14 protein-coding genes are annotated in these 18,048 nt (G+C 49.1%); 9 read left to right on the top strand and 5 right to left on the bottom strand.

Annotation, left to right across the window (positions count from 1 at the left end; translation table 11 throughout):
* Positions 1 to 11: 11 nt before the first annotated feature.
* The 4 genes from ispF to IC229_RS25675 are packed head-to-tail and all read right to left on the bottom strand — an operon-like array spanning position 12 to position 2,498.
* Positions 12 to 491: a 2-C-methyl-D-erythritol 2,4-cyclodiphosphate synthase gene (gene ispF / locus IC229_RS25690; protein ID WP_190890346.1), complete on the bottom strand. Its 480-nt coding sequence runs from the start codon at positions 489 to 491 to the stop codon at positions 12 to 14.
* Entirely contained in the window at positions 488 to 850 is a 363-nt protein-coding gene (locus IC229_RS25685; protein WP_223834199.1) for a HEPN domain-containing protein, read from the bottom strand. The genes ispF and IC229_RS25685 overlap by 4 nt, the downstream gene beginning before the upstream one ends.
* 26 nt (positions 851 to 876) lie before the next feature.
* Positions 877 to 1,236, bottom strand: coding sequence for a nucleotidyltransferase domain-containing protein (locus IC229_RS25680; protein WP_190890343.1), 360 nt, complete (start codon positions 1,234 to 1,236; stop codon positions 877 to 879).
* A gap of 11 nt (positions 1,237 to 1,247) precedes the next feature.
* Entirely contained in the window at positions 1,248 to 2,498 is a 1,251-nt protein-coding gene (locus IC229_RS25675; protein ID WP_190890340.1) for a M16 family metallopeptidase, read from the bottom strand.
* Between the two features lie 81 nt (positions 2,499 to 2,579).
* Between IC229_RS25675 and IC229_RS25670 the strand changes: the two genes are divergently transcribed.
* The 8 genes from IC229_RS25670 to IC229_RS25635 all read left to right on the top strand — a co-directional run bounded on the left by IC229_RS25670 (position 2,580) and on the right by IC229_RS25635 (position 14,453).
* Positions 2,580 to 3,710: a tetratricopeptide repeat protein gene (locus IC229_RS25670; RefSeq protein ID WP_223834195.1), complete on the top strand. Its 1,131-nt coding sequence runs from the start codon at positions 2,580 to 2,582 to the stop codon at positions 3,708 to 3,710.
* A 200-nt stretch (positions 3,711 to 3,910) separates the two neighbouring features.
* Positions 3,911 to 4,906: a phosphotriesterase family protein gene (locus IC229_RS25665; RefSeq protein WP_190890338.1), complete on the top strand. Its 996-nt coding sequence runs from the start codon at positions 3,911 to 3,913 to the stop codon at positions 4,904 to 4,906.
* Positions 4,907 to 5,129: 223 nt separating this feature from the next.
* The gene (locus tag IC229_RS25660) at positions 5,130 to 5,801 is read left to right on the top strand and encodes an RNA polymerase sigma-70 factor (RefSeq protein WP_190890337.1); all 672 of its coding nucleotides are present in this window, start codon (positions 5,130 to 5,132) and stop codon (positions 5,799 to 5,801) included.
* Positions 5,802 to 5,858: 57 nt separating this feature from the next.
* Positions 5,859 to 6,884 carry a FecR family protein gene (locus IC229_RS25655; protein WP_190890335.1) on the top strand — a complete coding sequence of 342 codons (1,026 nt, stop codon included), beginning with the start codon at positions 5,859 to 5,861 and terminating at the stop codon, positions 6,882 to 6,884.
* 12 nt (positions 6,885 to 6,896) lie between these two features.
* On the top strand, positions 6,897 to 10,385 hold the full coding sequence (locus IC229_RS25650; RefSeq protein ID WP_190890333.1) for a SusC/RagA family TonB-linked outer membrane protein: 3,489 nt from the start codon (positions 6,897 to 6,899) through the stop codon (positions 10,383 to 10,385).
* Between the two features lie 93 nt (positions 10,386 to 10,478).
* Positions 10,479 to 11,948: a RagB/SusD family nutrient uptake outer membrane protein gene (locus IC229_RS25645; RefSeq protein ID WP_190890332.1), complete on the top strand. Its 1,470-nt coding sequence runs from the start codon at positions 10,479 to 10,481 to the stop codon at positions 11,946 to 11,948.
* A 118-nt stretch (positions 11,949 to 12,066) separates the two neighbouring features.
* A complete protein-coding gene (locus IC229_RS25640) occupies positions 12,067 to 12,777 on the top strand; it encodes an SGNH/GDSL hydrolase family protein (protein ID WP_190890330.1) in 711 nt (236 codons plus the stop codon).
* 2 nt (positions 12,778 to 12,779) lie between these two features.
* Positions 12,780 to 14,453, top strand: a complete 1,674-nt coding sequence (locus IC229_RS25635; protein WP_190890328.1) for an FAD-dependent oxidoreductase — start codon at positions 12,780 to 12,782, stop codon at positions 14,451 to 14,453.
* 171 nt (positions 14,454 to 14,624) lie between these two features.
* On the opposite strand, the gene IC229_RS25630 is transcribed toward IC229_RS25635, so the two are convergent.
* Positions 14,625 to 16,538, bottom strand: coding sequence for a DNA polymerase III subunit gamma/tau (locus tag IC229_RS25630; protein WP_190890326.1), 1,914 nt, complete (start codon positions 16,536 to 16,538; stop codon positions 14,625 to 14,627).
* A gap of 170 nt (positions 16,539 to 16,708) precedes the next feature.
* On the opposite strand from IC229_RS25630, the gene IC229_RS25625 reads away from it, so the two are divergent.
* On the top strand, positions 16,709 to 17,998 hold the full coding sequence (locus IC229_RS25625; RefSeq protein WP_190890324.1) for an extracellular solute-binding protein: 1,290 nt from the start codon (positions 16,709 to 16,711) through the stop codon (positions 17,996 to 17,998).
* Positions 17,999 to 18,048: the final 50 nt, after the last annotated feature.

Below are 18,048 nucleotides of genomic sequence, written 5' to 3'. Positions count from 1 at the left end.
TATTTATGAAACTAATCCTTAAATATAAGGGCTACGCAGTGCGCGGCAATGCCTTCGCCACGCCCGACGAAACCGATGTGTTCAGACGTAGTGGCTTTGATGGAAATATCTTCTTCGGGAATGGCCATTACGTCGGCCAGACAGGTTTTCATGGCCGGAATGTGTGGATTCAATTTCGGCTCCTGTAACACCACCGTTACGTCGACATTCGAGATTTCGTAGCCTTCGCTACGTACCATACGTAGCACTTCCGCCAGCAGTAATTTACTATCGACACCTTTCCAGCGCGGGTCTTTATCCGAAAAATGGTACCCGATGTTCCGCATGTTGGCCGCACCCAGCAGGGCATCGCACAGCACGTGGCACACTACATCGGCATCGGAATGGCCGACCGGCCCAAACGTACTGGGAATCTGAATACCCCCTAACCAGAAAGGTCGACCTTCTTCCAGCCGGTGAACGTCATAACCTTGTCCTACACGAATTTTCATGCTGCAAAACTGTTATCCCGTAAATATGCTTCGACCTGGTGTAGAAATTCGGTGGCTGTTGCAACCGCATCAGTTGCATCTTCTTCCGAAACATTCTCATCTATTTCGTAATCACTGTTCTGGCGTAAGAGAAATAAACTCTGAAAGGCCTTTGCATCAGGTTTGGTGAATGGACCTGCCTGAACAAAGTGTTGGCCAAATAGCATTTTAATAGATGAATGGGATTTCGTAGTTATATTTTTACTGGCAAGTAATGCCCGTACCGCGTCGAAATAGGCATAATAGGCCCGACCGGCAGCACTGCGGTAACTTTTCATTTGTAATAAATACCGAGAGTCCCGCAAACACTCCTCTGCCATAAGCATGTAAGCAGATACATTTTCATTCATATCTGTTTCCCCTCACGCCGAACAGTCTGATAAAGAAACAAACCTGATTCCATATATTTTTTCAGCGAAGCTGGCTTTACAGAAACTAGTATGTAATGGTCGTCTAAAACGTCATAAATTTTATCAACCATATGCCTGATTTCCTGCCCTGCTTTTACCTCATCATCCTTCAACACCACCATATAATCCACATCCGACTCGGCATGGAAATCACCCCGCGCGTAGGAACCATACAGAATTATCCGGTCGAGCCGGTCGCCATACAATTCCGTTAAGGCTAGCTTTACGTCCTGTGATAACTGCTGAAGTTCAGCATTGGTCAGGGGTTTGGGTTGATAGGTGATTTCTGTAGCCATGACTGGTCAATTTAAGCTGCAACCTCTTCCGCACGCCGGTAATATAAGGTCGAACAGTTTTCCTTACGTAGCACTTTTTGGGCCATCGCCTGAATATCGGCTGACGTAATAGCCTGAATCTGCGCAACTTCCTGATTTACTAAATCCGGATTTCCGGCATTGGCCGCAAACGCCAGATTCATGGCTCGGTTCAGCAGCTCAACTTCCGAAAATGCGTGCGTGGCCTCCGCCTGATTCTTCACTTTCGCCAGTTCTTCCTCCGAAACCGGATTGTCGATAAATTCCTGCAAGAGTGCTTCAACGGCGGCATTAGCTTCTTCGAGTGTTACGTCGTTATTGAGCATCCCCTGAATGACGAGCAGACCGGGGTCGATGGATGCCGTAAGGTAAGCGGTGATGCTGCTGAAAATGGGGTTGTCACGTAGTAGTTTCTGGTACAGTCGCGACGATTTGCTACGTCCCAGCATATCGCTCATCAAGTCGGCGATATGAAAATCGGGGTCAAAACGGCCGGGCATGTGATACGCTTTATACAGTCCATTCAACGGTACGTTGGCCGAAATTTCCAGTTTGCGGGCTTCCTGCTGAACTGGCTCTGAAGGTAGTTCGCGAACGTATGGCTCACCTGCTGGAATGGTTGAAAACCACTTGACGCACAGCTGTTTTACCTGCTCAACCGTTACGTTGCCCGCCACCACCAGAATGGCGTTGTTGGGCAGATAATATTTGAAAAAGAACGACTTCACATCATCCAGCGTAGCATCTTCGATATGGCTGATGTCTTTGCCGATTGTGGCCCAGCGGTAGGGATGTTGTTGATACGCCAGGGGGCGGAGCTTGAGCCAGACATCGCCGTAAGGTTGATTCAGGTATCGTTGTTTGAACTCTTCGATAACCACTTTCTGCTGCACATCGAGCGATTGCGGGTCAAACGAGAGGCTCAGCATCCGGTCCGATTCGAGCCAGAATGCGGTTTCCAGGTTGGCCGACGGCAACGTAATGTAATAATTGGTGATGTCGGGACTTGTGAAAGCGTTGTTTTCGCCCCCGACTTTCTGAAGCGGCTCATCGTAAGACGGAATGTTTTGGGAGCCGCCAAACATCAGGTGTTCGAATAAATGCGCAAAACCCGTTTTAGCCGGGTCTTCATCGCGTGAACCGACGTTATATAAAATATTGACGGCAGCCATCGGGGTCGTTTCGTCTTCATGAACGAATACGCGGAGGCCATTGTCTAATACAAACTGTTCGTAATGAATCATAAAAAAGAATCCAGCTAGTCGATATGGACTATGCACATTGAACAAAAGTACGCTTCCGGGCGTATAGAATCAAACGACGTAATGTTAGATACCGCTTTGTCTATTGTAAAAAAAACGCTGCTGTTTCTTGTTGTCATGCTGACTCCGCTACTGGCACCAGCGCAGGTGATCAACGATCCGGCAACACAGCAGACTATTCTGAAAGTGCTGGACAGTATTTATAACCTGGAATTTAAAGAGGCCGATATCCTGATTCGCCAGCTTCAGATCAAGTATCCGCAACACCCTATCGGACCTATCCTGCGGGCAACGCAGCTTGATATTCAGTATTTGCCGCTGGCCGAAAATAAGGCTGCTACGTCCCAGTTTATGCAGTCGGTTGCGCAGGCTATGGAGTTCACCAAAAAGATGCTCGACAAGGACGAAAACAATCCGGAAGCCAAATTTTTTATGCTGACCTGCCATAGCTATCTGGCTGCACAGTACCACAACCAGGGGGAATCACTGAAAGCGGTGGGCGAATCGAAAAAGGCGTATAGCTACCTGCGCGACGGCTCCAAATTGATGGAAAAAATCCCGGATTTTTACTTCACCACCGGACTTTATAATTACTACGTAGAACGCTACCCCATCGATCACCCGATTGTACGTCCGTTCATGTTTTTCTTTGCTGATGGCGATATCGCGCTGGGTATTAAACAGATGGACGTAGCAACACGCAAGGCCCTGTTTATGCGACCCGTAGCCAATTACTACCTGTCTCATGTTTTGTTGAAACATGAGACGAATGCTGGGCGGGCCATAGGATACACGAAGTATCTGGTGGATAAATACCCGGATAATCCGCTTTTTGCTATGACTTACGTCGAATCGCTCATGCTGGCTGGCCGTTACGTTGAAGCCCGCCCGTATGTGCAGCGGCTTAAAACAATGCCGAATAAATTAGTGCCGTTGGCGTTTAATACGTTCTCAGGAATGCTGGCCGAACAGGACGAAAAAGACGACAAAGAAGCTGCTACGTATTACCAGACGGCTCTTAAACAACCTTTCAATGAAGGGTATACTAAAGAATATCAGGCTTTTGCCTATGCTGGTTTAGCTCGTATAGCCGCCCGCGCTAACGACCGAACTCAGGCCAAACTATATTATAAAAAAGCACTTTCCGTGGGCGAATACAAGTCGCTGATTAAGGAAGCGAAAGCGTATAAATAGTCTGAACCTGGATTTATATGATTTATTGATTTTCTGGATTTTGTTTTCAAGAGAGGAAAGTGAGATTAATAGAAGTTGCTTGAGTATTTAATGATTTGAAAATGATCTGTGAATAATAGAAAAATAAAAATGATTTTGTAAATCATTCATCATTCATCATTCATCATTCATCATTCATCATTCATCATTCATCATTCATCATGTTGTCTCGTCGGTCATTTCTGCGGAGTTCGCTGGCAGCTTGTAGCTTACTACGTCGACCGGAACGTATCGTGCATACGGTGACGGGCCCAATGCCCGCATCGAAAATGGGACTGACGCTCATTCACGAGCATATTCTGGTGGATTTTATTGGAGCTGACAAAATCACGGCGGATCGCTGGAAACGCGAGGACGTAGTGGCGAAAATGCTGCCTTATTTGCAAACGTTGAAACAGTTAGGTTGCCAAACGCTGCTCGACTGTACGCCGGCTTATCTTGGGAAAGACACGCTTCTTTTAAAAGAGTTATCCGAACGTAGTGGTATTCACCTCCTGACCAACACAGGGTATTATGGGGCGTCGGACAATAAATATTTGCCCGCTTTTGCCCATACCGAAACGGCTGATCAACTGGCTGATCGCTGGATTGCCGATTTTCAGAACGGTATTGACGGAACGGGCATCCGGCCGGGATTTATCAAAATCGGCGTAAATCCGGGTTCTTTATCTGAACTGCATCGGAAACTTGTGATTGCGGCTGCACGTACACACAAACGTACCGGCCTGACTATCTGCTCACATACGGGTCCATACGTACCAGCTTTTGAACAGCTCGATTTGCTGAAACAGGAAGGAGTTCGGCCTGATGCGTTTGTGTGGGTTCATGCGCAGGGGAGCAACATGGTTCACTACGGACGCATGGTTCGGGAAGGGGGCTGGGTAAGTCTGGACGGACTCGATACTAGCAATGTCGATACGTATGCCGAGACGTTGTTATTGATGAAAGAAAACAAATTCCTGCACCGAACCTTACTCTCGCACGACGCTGGCTGGTACGACCCCGATAAGCCCAATGGCGGCTCCATTGGTCGCGATTATACCGTTTTGTTCAGGCAACTCATGCCTACACTTAACAAGCGCGGCTTTACCAATAAAGACTGGAAACAGATTTTGATGGAGAATCCGGCGGAAGCCTTTTGTCTGAACCGTGATTGAGCTGATTTGAGGATTTTCTGGATTTTGTTTTTCGCTTCTTCGAAGCGCCTGATCAATTAACAAAATCCAGTAAATCCTCAAATCAGCTCAATCACGGTTCAGACAGCGTGAAATTTTTTCTGAAATTATTACAAATCGCATAAGGGTTTTTGCGGTGTGAATGTGTCTACCTGTATTCGCGTTTTTATACGCTTTACTAACCATTGGCACTCAATTCCTAAACATGCGGCAAAATGGTACCTTGCGGGTCTTTACGACCACCGAGTCACATCCAGACCAGCGTATGGAGTCACCTGTTCCGAATGAGCCTTCTGCTTCGGATACCGAACAATTTATTCGGCAGGCCTTCCTGACTGACGCCCGGCTGGGGTGTGAACTGCTTTTCCGGCGCTACTACGTTCCGCTGTGCAGCCACGCCGTACGGTTTGTTGGCGCCAAAGCCATCGGCGAAGATTTGGTAGCCGACGTTTTCGAGCAGTTCTACTCGAAGCAGATTTTCCAGAGCATTACGTCGTCGTACAAAGCCTACCTCTACAAAACGGTACGTCACCGGGCGTATAATTATCTCCGCCAAACGCTACGTCGTGACACCGATTTAGAGACGGCTCACTATCAGGACGTAGCAGATGCCCAGCAGCCCGACGCCATTACGCATTACGAAGAACTTTATCAGGACGTAGAACAGGCGCTGCAAACTTTGCCGCTACAACGGCGACGTATTTATCTGCTGCACCGATTCGAAGGAAAAAAATACGCGGAAATCGCCGAGGAACTCAGTCTTTCGGTGCGAACAGTGGAAGTGCAGATTCGTCAGGCCAGTCATCAATTGCGGAATCTGCTGAAAGACAAATGGCTGTTAATGTTGCTGTTGGGCATTTCGCAGTATTTATTCTGATCCGATAATCTGTTACTCAACTCAGGGTACGTATCACCCTGGAAACTACGACGATCCATGAACGAAAGCATCAATAAACAACGACTTTTCGATTATTTCGCCGGGAAAGCAACCGCCTTAGAGAAACAGCAGATTGACGAATGGTGCCGCGACCCCACGAACGAAGAACAGTTCTATAACTGGCTCGATGAATGGGAGCAGAGCCATCTTCAATACGCTGCCAATCAGTCAGTTAAACTAGAGAAATACCACAGTTTTTTGTTTGCGGGTCAACCGAATACTAATCAGTCGACGGTTACTGAATCCGACAAAACACCTGAACCATCTCGTAGCTTCCTGAATCGATTGCCGTGGTGGAGTTTGGCCGTAGCCGCATCGTTGCTCATTACCCTCGGGATTTTTGGTTTCCAGGAACAACTGATGAATCAAACCTACACGACTACCTATGGGGAAACACAATCGCTGACACTGGCCGACGGCAGCAAGGTTGTTTTAAATGCCAATTCATCCCTGCGCGTACCCCGTTTTGGATTTGGCACACACCGTCGGGATGTACACCTGGCTGGCGAAGCTAACTTTTCAGTCATTCATACGCCTGACGATCAGCAGTTTATCGTACATACAACCAAGGGCGTGAACGTAGTGGTATTGGGAACGGAATTTACGGTGTTCACCCGCCCCCGCGAAACAAAGGTGGTACTCGCTAAAGGAAAAGTGCTGGTCAACTACCCAACTGCCACGCAGCAAATCGGTCAGTTGATGCTTAAACCCGGCGACCTGATTACCCTCGACGGACGCGGTCGATTGAAACGCTCCACAACCCGCCAACCCAGCGATCATGCGGCCTGGCAACGCAATCAGTTTGTTTTTGACCATACAACGCTACGTGATGTGGGCCAGTTACTGACCGAAAATTACGGTATTCACGTTCAGATTAACGGCGATACGTTAGCCCACCAAACTCTCACGGGCTCATTCCATGCCGAAAACGCAGATGAATTACTTCAGGCTATTTCGGAAGTACTGGGAATCAACGTAGTACGACACGATGACCAGGTAGTTTTAACTGACAATACTTTTTAACCCCCTCATAAAATGAAGAAAACGTACCTACTTCGTTTGACTCCTTTACTGACCATTTGCCTCATTACCGGTCTGTCAGGTACTGCCCAGCCGCTGGCAATGGCGCGAATGCAGACTGTTCGGCCATCGGGAGTCGCAACTCAGTCGGCCCCGGCGGTTCGGCAATTGAAAGATGTGCTGATTGATTTGAAAACACATTATAATGTCGACATCCTGTTTGCTGATCGTGCCGTAAATGGTTGGACTGTTTCGCAGCCGATCAACTTTTCAGCCGCCCTCGAGCGAAATCTGGATGCCGTATTAAAACCAACCGGATTACGGTATAAGAAAATAAAGGCCGGTACGTATCTGGTAACCGAACGTAAAGCGGAGAAGAATAGCAAACACACGTCTGATAATCAGGGGTTTAACGAACCCGAGTCAGAAAATAATCCAGCCGAACCGGAACATAACGCAATTGCCCAGGAAGTTAGCCCGCTTTCCTCGCTGCAACAGGCACAAAGAGCTGATATACAGATACGGGGCCGAGTTACCGATGCCGAAAAAGGAGAAGGATTGCCGGGTGTGAGCGTACTGGTAAAAAACTCCACACGCGGTACGACCACCGATGCCAACGGAAATTACCAATTAGCCGTACCCGATCAGAGTGCTACGTTGGTATTCAGTTTTGTGGGTTATGAGCGACAGGAAGTAGCTATTGGCAACCGGAACACAGTGAACGTAGCACTAGCTGTCAGCGACAAAACGCTGAACGAAGTAGTCGTGGTTGGGTACGGTCAGGTGAAGAAAAGCGACTTGACGGGTGCCGTTGCGACCGTATCGATGGAGGAACTCCGCAAAGTAGCCGCTACGTCGCTCGATCAGCAGCTACAGGGTCGGGCGGCTGGTGTACAGATTACCCAAAACTCTGGTTCACCAGGCAGTGGTACTACCATCCGGATTCGGGGAGGGAACTCCATTCAGGGTGATAACGAACCGTTATACGTAATCGACGGTATTCCATTTAAGAATGACGGTGCTGGTAGTGGTTCCAGTTTTAACGTATTGAGCACGTTAAATCCTAGTGATATCGAGTCCATTTCGGTGCTGAAAGATGCCTCTTCCACCGCTATTTACGGTTCGCGCGGGGCTAATGGCGTTGTTATTATTACTACCAAACGCGGTAAGGCAGGTCGGTCAATCGTTACGTTCGATTCCTACTACGGCATTCAAAATGTTCGTCGTAAATATCCGGTACTGAACGCCCGCGAATACGCCCAGTTCGTCAATGATGCCAACACGAATGAAGGTCGGGCGGCTGTATACACGCAGGATCAGGTGAACGCCTTTGGTGAAGGCACCGACTGGCAGAACGAGATTTTTCAACAGGCACCCATCCAGAATTACCAATTGTCGCTCAGCGGGGGTGATGAAAAAACTCAGTACGCTATTTCGGGCGGTTATTTTAAGCAGGGAGGTGTTGTGGTAAACTCAGATTTTGATCGCTTTTCATTCCGTGTTAACCTCGACCGCAAACTGACCGACCGCCTTAAAATCGGCAACAGCCTGACTGTTAACCGAACCGTTACCAATCAGTCGCGTAGTGATGGCGATCTGGGCAGCGCTGGTCTGGTAACGATAGCAGCACTGCAATTCCCGCCTATCCTGCCAGTTTACAACCCTGACGGTACATATGTGCTCACTAGTCCGGCTCTGCCTTTCACCGCCGACAATCCGGCAGCGCTGGCCCGCGACAGTAAATACCGAAATACGGCTTTTCGCACGTTTGGTAACGTATTCGGTGATTATCAGATTATTGACGGCCTGACGCTACGTGTGTTGCTGGGTATCGACGCCGTTCTTCAGAAACAGGATTCGTACCTGCCGCGCTCGGTTTCGAGTGGGTTGGCGCAGGGTGGAGCCGCTTCCATTTTTAACGGTCAAGCGGTTACCTGGCTGAACGAAAACCTGCTCACTTATACGCGTACGTTCAACAGTATCCACAATGTGAGCGCCCTGATAGGGTATACGCAGCAGGCCAACCGCACGGAGAATGTAACCGCTGCTGCTCGTAACTTTGTCAATGACAACCTGGGTTCGGGCAATTTGGGTGCGGCTTCTGTACCGCTGGTGCCTTCATCGGGTATAGGAACTTGGGGTTTGCAGTCGTATCTGGCACGTATCAATTATGGTTATAAAGATAAGTACTTGATAACGGCTAGTTTCCGGGCTGATGGTTCGTCGCGGTTTGGTTCGAATAAACGATATGGTTATTTCCCATCGGCAGCGTTGGCCTGGCGGGTGAGTGAAGAAGAGTTCCTCAAAAACTCCAGCGTCCTGAACGACCTGAAACTGCGTGCTACGTATGGCTCAACCGGGAATCAGGATGGTATTGGCAATTACCCGGCTTACTCGCTGCTGGGTACTCAAAACTATGTCTTCAACAACGTAGTCTCAACGGGTATCGGTCCAGCCCAGATTGCCAACCCAGATTTGTCGTGGGAAACCACTACGCAGGCTGATTTCGGTGTGGATGTCGGTCTGTTGAACAACCGTATTACCGTATCCGCCGATTTATACCTGAAACGTACCAAGGATCTATTGCTGAACGTAACAATTCCCAGTACGTCAGGGTATTCGAGCGCTATTAAAAATCTGGGACGTGTTGAGAACAAGGGCGTTGAGCTTAGTATTTCGTCACGCAACATCGACAAAGCATTTAAATGGAATACAGATTTGAACCTGGCGGCCAACCGAAATAAAGTGCTGGATATTGGCGGAGCACCCCAGATTTTTGCCGGGCAGGTAGCCAATATCGGGCAGAACCTGACGTCGGGGATTATCCGTGTCGGCGAACCGCTGGGATCGTTTTATGGCTACGTAACCGACGGCCTCTATCAAACTACCGACGAACTAAACACCATAGTTGACCCACAGGCGCGCAGACCGGGTGATCGTAAGTACGCTGATCTGAACGGCGATAAAAAGATCGACGATAATGACAGAACTATTATCGGTCGGGCACAACCCAAATTGGTGTATGGTCTGAACAATACGTTCTCGTACAAGGGCCTGGAACTGACAGCTTTTTTTCAGGGGGTTTATGGCAATAATATCCTGAATGCCAACCGTTTTGAGCTGGAATATCTGAACGCTACCACCAACCAGGACCGGGACGTATTGAATCGCTGGACGCCCACGAATACCAATACCGATATCCCTCGTGCGTCGACCACGCGTCCGGCTAACCGGATTTCGACCCGGCAGATTGAGGACGGTTCTTATCTGCGATTGAAGAACATTCAGCTTGCCTATAATTTGCCTCAATCGGTGCTGAAAAGTCTGAAAATCCAATCGCTACGTGTGTATGCGTCGGCGCAGAACTACCTGACCATAACCAGCTATTCGGGTTTCGATCCGGAAGTTAACCGGTTCGGGCAGGACAGTCGTAGTCAGGGTTTCGATTACGGCAGCTATCCGGCGGCAAAAACTATTCTCTTTGGTCTTAATGTTGGCTTTTGATTAAAGAGCGAAAGAGTAAAAGAGCGGATGAGTGATTTCTTACGTTGCTTAAATCGCCCTTGATGCTTTCCTCGATACCTTAACGATACAGATATGAAATTACTTATCGCATTAACCGCAACAGCCCGGCGAAACCTTTCGCTCATTCTCTCTTTCACGCTTTCGCTCTTTGTTCTCACCGCCTGCGAAGTGCTGGACAAAATCCCGGAATCGAACTTTACACCCGACAACTTTTACCGGAACGCCGACGATGCCAAAGCGGCTGTCAGTACGGTATATGATCCCATGAATTCGGCCAATATGTATGGGCAGATCATGTGGATTCTTCAGGATCAGGCCACCGACGATGCCGAGTGGGGCAACGGACGATCAACAGCAAATCAGCCCAAGAATGATCTGGATAAGTTTGCATTTACGCCTGCTACCGCTACGTTCCAGTCGCTCTGGACCACTATTTATCAGGGGATTAACCGCGCCAATACGGTTATAGCCCGCGTGCCTGGCATTGCGATGGACAACAACCTGAAAGCGCAGTACGTAGCGGAAGCCAAATTCATGCGTGGCTTTTACTATTTCACGCTGGTACGTTTGTTTGGTGGCGTGCCGCTGATTGTGAACGAAACAACGTCGCTTAACAACCTGAACGTACCGCGGGCGTCGGTTGAGGATGTGTATAAGCAAGTAATTCAGGATTTTACAGATGCCGAAACGACGTTGCCGTTGCGGTTCACGGGCGCCGATCTGGGTCGGGCCACTAAAGGAGCGGCCAAAGCCTATCTGGCAAAAGTATATCTGACTCGGCAGGAATGGGCTAAGGCGTCGGCCAAGGCGAAGGAAGTAATGGATTTGGGTGTGTACGACCTCTGGGCCAATTTCAACGAGGCCTTTTTGCTGGCCAATAAAAACGGGAAAGAGGCTGTTTTTGAAATACAGGCCCTAGGCGGGGGCGTCGGTGAGGGTAGTCTGATGCAGGGCTACATGCGCCCTAACTTCGACCGTGTGAATGGCGTAGCGGGTTTTGGCGACGATCCGGTCACCGACAACCTATATCGGACCTACACGGCTGCCGATAAACGCCGGGACGTAACGATTAAGTTATACTCCGCAACCACTAATCCTGCGGCTCCGGCCAGCGTCGTGTTTCCTGGATACGTTTACAAATACCTCGACCCAACCGCTACGGGCAACAACGATGGTGCCAACAACTATCCACTTATCCGCTACGCCGACGTATTACTCATGTATGCCGAAGCCCTCAATGAGCAGTCAGCGGGCAATGCAGATGCCTACGCAGTCGTCAATCGGTTACGTAGGCGGGCGGGCCTGACTGATCTCGCAGGTTTGACACAGGACCAATTCCGGGATGCCATCCTGCTGGAACGTCGACTGGAACTGGCGTTTGAAGGACATCGCTGGTATGATCTGGCACGTACCAAACGGCTCATCAGCGCCATGAAAGCGCAGAATCCGACTATTGTTGTGCAGGACCGCCATTACCTATACCCAATACCACAAACGGAGCGTGACGTAAATCCGGCACTGGATCAGAATCCTGGTTATTAGTATTTTTTGTCATGCTGACGAAGGAAGCATCTTAAAGCTTCCCAACCTGTGAATAAAGAAGCTTTAAGATGCTTCCTTCGTCAGCATGACAAAAAAAAACCATAAATGACTCCCTTTTATGAAACGTCGGAGTTTTCTGCAAACCGCGCTAGCCGTTACGTCCTACGGCCTGCCGAAGCCTATTAATGTAGCGTCGGCAGTATCGCCTACCATTATCAATGCGGGGGTCGGTGGAAATAATACGGTCGATTTGCTGGCACGTATCGATACGGATTGTCTGGCGCACCAGCCTGAATTAACCATTCTGATGGTTGGTACGAACGATGTCAACAGCAAAAAGTATGTTCCACTACCCGACTACGAGCGAAATCTTCGTACCATTGTCAGTAAAATACTCGCCATAAAAAGCCAGTTGGTGCTGATGACCATTCTGCCCGTTTACGAACCTTATCTGATGACCCGCCACGATCCTGCCTTTTATAAACCCGAAGGACACGCAGCTCGCAAACAGGCCATGAACAACGTAATCCGGAACGTAGCAGCCGATAACCGATTGCCGTTGCTCGATATGCATCGTATTTTTGATACCGTCGGCTTGATTGGCCTGGACGTAGCGAGCCTTATCAAAAACGAAGCGAACAGCGGCAAAACGGACGGCATTCATCCTACGGCCAATGGCTATCGAACGATGGCAATAGCTATTTATACATTCCTGAATCAGAACCAATTACTCAAAAATAAAATCGTCTGCTTCGGCGACAGTATTACCAAAGGAGATAGCGATGGTCAGAATTATCCGGCCTATCTCCAGAATCTGACTAAATCCTGACTATGAAAAAGTACGTGTTATTTCTTGGCCTCCTCAGTGGCCTGGTTTCGCTTACGGGCACTACGTCCTCCTTTCAGCCAACAAATACGCCAACTGCCGCCGTGCGACAGGCGGATGTCATTATCTACGGCGGTACGTGTGCCGCTGTTACGGCGGCTGTGCAGGTTAAAAAAATGGGCAAATCTGTCATCGTGGTTTCGCCGGATAAACACCTGGGCGGACTTTCATCGGGTGGCTTAGGTTTTACCGATACGGGCAATAAAGAAGTAATTGGTGGACTGTCGCGTGAGTTTTACCAGCGATTGTACGCGCATTACCAGAAACCGGATGCGTGGCGCTGGCAGAAGCGGGAAGAGTACGGCAACAAAGGCCAGGGAACCCCCGCCATCGATGGAAACAACCGGACCATGTGGATTTTTGAACCTCATGCCGCCGAACAGGTTTTCGAAGATTTTGTCAAAGAATATAAACTGACCATTTACCGCGACGAATGGCTCGACCGGTCGGCCAAAGGTGTACAGAAAAAGGATGGTGTCATTCAATCCATCCGAACGCTAAGTGGCAATGTCTATCAGGGGAAAATGTTCATCGACGTTACGTATGAGGGCGATCTGATGGCGGCTGCGGGCGTAAAATACCACGTCGGGCGCGAAGCCAACAGCGTATACAACGAAACGCATAATGGCCTGCAGGTAGGCGTTTTTCAGCACAGACACTACTTCAGTAAAGACGTGAGCCCCTACAAAAAACCAGGCGATCCCAGTAGTGGTCTGTTACCTGAAGTATCGGCCGAGAAACCCGGTGTGAATGGCTCCGGCGATTCGAAAATACAGGCATACTGCTTTCGGATGTGCCTCAGCAATCACCCCGACAATCGAATTCCCTTCCCCAAACCCGCTGGTTACAATGCAGATCGCTATGAATTGCTAGCCCGCGTATTTGCGACCGGCTGGCGCGAGACCTTCGATAAATACGACCCAATCCCGAACCGAAAAACGGATACCAACAACCACGGCCCTTTCAGCACCGACTATCTAGGCAAGAATTACGACTACCCGGATGCTACGTATGAGCGCAGAAAAGCGATTATCAAGGATCATGAACTGTATCAGAAAGGGTTGATGTATTTCCTGCAAAATGACCCGCGTGTGCCTGCCGACGTTCACGAAGCCATGCAGCAGTGGGGTTTGCCCAAAGATGAATTCAAGGACAATGGCAACTGGCCGCACCAGCTCTACATCCGCGAAGCCCGGCGGATGCTGGGTGTGTTTGTCATGAAAGAAATCGATGCGTTGGGGAAAACCGACGTACCACAACCCATCGGCATGGGGTCGTATGCACTGGATGCGCACAACGCCCAACGGTTTGTTAAAGCAGATGGCTTCGTCCAAAACGAAGGTGATATTGGCGTTCACCCCGACAAGCCTTATTCCATCGCCTACGGGTCAATTTTACCAAAAGAAAACGAATGCAAAAACCTGCTGGTACCCGTTTGTTTATCCAGTTCACACATTGCTTTCGGATCAATACGTATGGAGCCGGTTTTCATGATTCTGGGCCAATCAGCGGCCACAGCAGCAGTCCTGGCAATCAACAACAACGTAACACCCCAAAAACTGCCCTACGACAAGCTTAAGGACGTATTGCTCAAGGATAAACAACGGCTGACGTTGTAGTCTGAACTGTTTCTGAACCAGGATTTTAACAGGATTCAAAAGATTTATAGGATTTGTTTACTACTTTACTAGCAACTAATCTTTCTAATTCTTTCAATCTTGTTAAAATCTTGGTTCAGACAATCCTGTAAATCATTTCAATCCTGTTAAAATCCCGGTTCAAACATCTTTCTAATAATCTACCTCCAGATTCAGCGCCTTCCGTAAATCGTGCAGCACCGGATTCTTCTCGGCGAGGTAGTTGAATTTATCCTGCGAGCTGTAAATCATCTTCTTCACTTCCTGCACCGACACCTTGTGTTCAATCTGAATCTGGCTGTTTTGCAGTTCGTTACGTAGGTAGCCCAGCAGGTCGGGCTTCAGTTCGGTCAGAAAATCGACTTGAAGTTTGTTGTCGAGGGTCAGATGGATGATGGTGCCATCCAACACTAGTTCCCGGTTCAGTACGACCTGCTCTGTGGTAATATCATTCTGCTGCCGACGAAGACGAGCGAACGTATTCCAGGCATCCTGCAAATCTTCCAGACCAAAGGGCCTGTCGGGACGGGATATGGTTTTTACGGCTACGGTTTCATCAGCATTGGCCGATTCCGAGACGGGGCCTGTTGTCAGCGAGATAGTGGAACGGAGTCGGCTGGTGGCTGGGCGACTGGGCGGAATAGGAGCCGGTTTGGTCGACGTACCATTACGTGGCGCAGTTGCTACGTCTGCTACGTTAGCTGTGGTCGAAACGCCGTTTTGCTTCGCTTGAGTAGGCTCGCTGGGAGTAGTTCCGTTTGGCGTTGCTACGTTGGTTGGCGTAAGTGTTGGATGGTAGCCGTTTACGGGCTCGCTCGTGACTGGGTGGTTTTCGGTTAGCTGGCCGTTGGATTCAGGCTGAGGTTGTGGAGTGCCGTTTTTTTTTTCTGATGCTAACGTAGCACTGCCATTCGCATCACCGGCAGAGGCTTTAGGAAGCGGGAGATCAGCTAACGAGTCCCAGTTCAATACGTTACGTAGGTTCGCTAGCTTCATCAGCCACAGTTCTACGTGCAGCCGCTGATCTTTGGCCTGCTTGTAGTTCATATCGCACTGCCCTCCTAAACTCAGCGCCGACAGCAGAAAAGACATGGGCGACCGCGCTGCCTGATCGAGGTATTGCCGACGAACGTTTTCAGTGACCTGTAATAACTGAACCGTAGCGGCATCTTTACAAACCAGCAAATCGCGGAAATGACGGCAAAGTCCAACCACAAACTGATGTGCGTCAAAACCCTTCCGAAGAATCTCATCCACCGTCAACAGACTTTGCGGTAGGTTTCCGGCCAGTAGTAAATCGGTCAGTTTGAAGTAGTAATCGTAATCGAGAATGTGCAGGTTGTCAAGCACTTCCTTGTACCGAATGGTCCGATCAGTCGAAAACGTTACGTTCAGGTCGAACATCGACAACGCATCGCGCAGACCGCCATCAGCTTTTTGGGCGATCAGATCAAGCGCTTCTGTTTCGGTCGTGATACCTTCTTTACCTGCAATCTTAGCTAGGTGATTAGCAATGTGTTGTGGCTGAATCCGGTTGAAATCGAAAATCTGACAACGCGATAAAATCGTCGGCAGAATTTTATGTTTTTCGGTGGTCGCCAGGATAAAAATGGCGTAGGAGGGAGGCTCTTCCAGCGTTTTCAGGAACGCGTTGAAAGCCGCCGACGAAAGCATGTGAACCTCGTCAATGATGTAAATCTTGTATTTCCCCGACTGCGGTGGATACCGAACCTGATCAATCAGATTACGAATGTCTTCGACCGAGTTGTTGGAGGCCGCATCCAGTTCGTGAATATTAAAGGAAGCACTCTGCGAAAAGCTCACGCACGACTCGCATTGGTCGCAGGCTTCGCCCTCGGCAGTCAGGTTTTGGCAATTAATGGTTTTGGCCAGAATACGGGCGCAGGTGGTTTTGCCCACACCACGCGGCCCGCAGAATAGAAACGCCGAAGCCAAATGGTTGGTTTTGATGGCGTTTTTAAGGGTTGTTGTAATGTGCTCCTGACCAACGACCGTATCGAAGGTTGCCGGGCGGTACTTGCGGGCCGAAACCACAAAATTTTCCATACTCAAAGTTAGCAAGGTCGGCTTGGATTTCAAATGGAGCAGACCGATTGAAACGGATTTCCGTACAGAGAAAAGCAACTCCAGAGCCATCCGCTTCCATAGAATTCATGTACTAATACGTACCATTATTTATAGATTTATCTGTATTATTAAAGGTTAATTCGCTTTGCATGATTCTTCGATTATTGGTTTTAGCCATTTTAGTGGCAGGCTGTAGCCGTGAGCAGGAGGCCAATCGGCCGCTAACGTTCTGGTGCTCAAACAATGCCGGAGAGATTGCTTTTGCGAAAACGTTTTCAGAGCAATGGCAACGTAGCAGACCCGATAAACCACTACGTTACCAGCCGATACCCGAAGGACAGTCGAGCGAAGAAATTATTCTGGCGTCGGTGGTGGGTAAAACAACGCCCGATATTTACGCCAACATGTGGCAGGGAAGTGTGGAGATGTACGCCAAAGCGGGCGTTCTGGTGCCGCTCGATACGTTGAAAGGGTTTACGGAATTCATAAAGACCCGCTGCGACAGTGCTGTGATTCGGGAGATTACGTCGTCCGACGGGCATATTTATCAGGTTCCGTGGAAAGTGAATCCGATTATGTTGCTTTGTAATACGCGCGCGGTCAATAGTTTACGTAACGCCCAACCCCCTTACACCTACGCTGGTTATATGAATGCCGGTCGCCAGTTTACGGTAGATAAAAATGGTGACGGCTACGTTGATCGATGGCTGGGCTATACGGAGGTAAAGGCGATCTGGTACGAACGGCTCTTCAATTTTTACCCGCTCTATTTAGCAGCTTCCAATGGGGCTCCGCTGATTGCCAATAACCGGGCGGCTTTCAACAATCAATACGCCATCGAGGTATTTCGTTTTTTACAGACGCTCTATAAAGACAACTACTTTGCCCGTGAACGTCTCTCGGCTACCCGCGACCCGTTTCTGGCTGAACGTATCGCATCGCAGTTTACGGGCCCCTGGACGGTTTCTTTTCTGGAAAAATATAAAGACAAAGGCTTCGAATATGGTACGTTTGCCATGCCCGTTCCCGACAACCATCGCGGGCCGGTTTATACGTATGGCGACCCCAAAAACATTGTGATTTTCAATACGTGTCGCGATCCACAGGCGGCCTGGGAGTTCGTAAAAACGATGGTCGATAAACCTGGTGATCTGAAACTGATGGAATTGACCAATCAATTCCCCCGCCGACGTAACGTGGATGCCGACCCGTTTTTCGCTACGTTCCTGAAGCAGAACCCACGATTAAAGCCTTTTGCCGAACAGGCCCGTTACATCAAAGGTGTGGATAACTGCGCCGTAATTGTGGAAGTATTCGATATTATTTCGCAGGAATACGAAGCCTGTGTCATTTTCAATAAAAAAACACCTGAAGCCGCCATCGCCGATGCAGCAAAGGCAGTAGATGTACTTTTAAAGAGTGAAAGCGCAAAAGAGTGAATGGCTATCGTAGCCGGTCACTCTTTCGCGCTTTCACTCTTTCGCTCATT

The organism is Spirosoma profusum (genome assembly GCF_014699005.1).
In the GTDB taxonomy this organism is placed as follows: domain Bacteria; phylum Bacteroidota; class Bacteroidia; order Cytophagales; family Spirosomataceae; genus Spirosoma; species Spirosoma profusum.
Note: the sequence above shows the minus strand (reverse complement) of the source record. Positions and strands in the feature narration are given on the sequence as shown.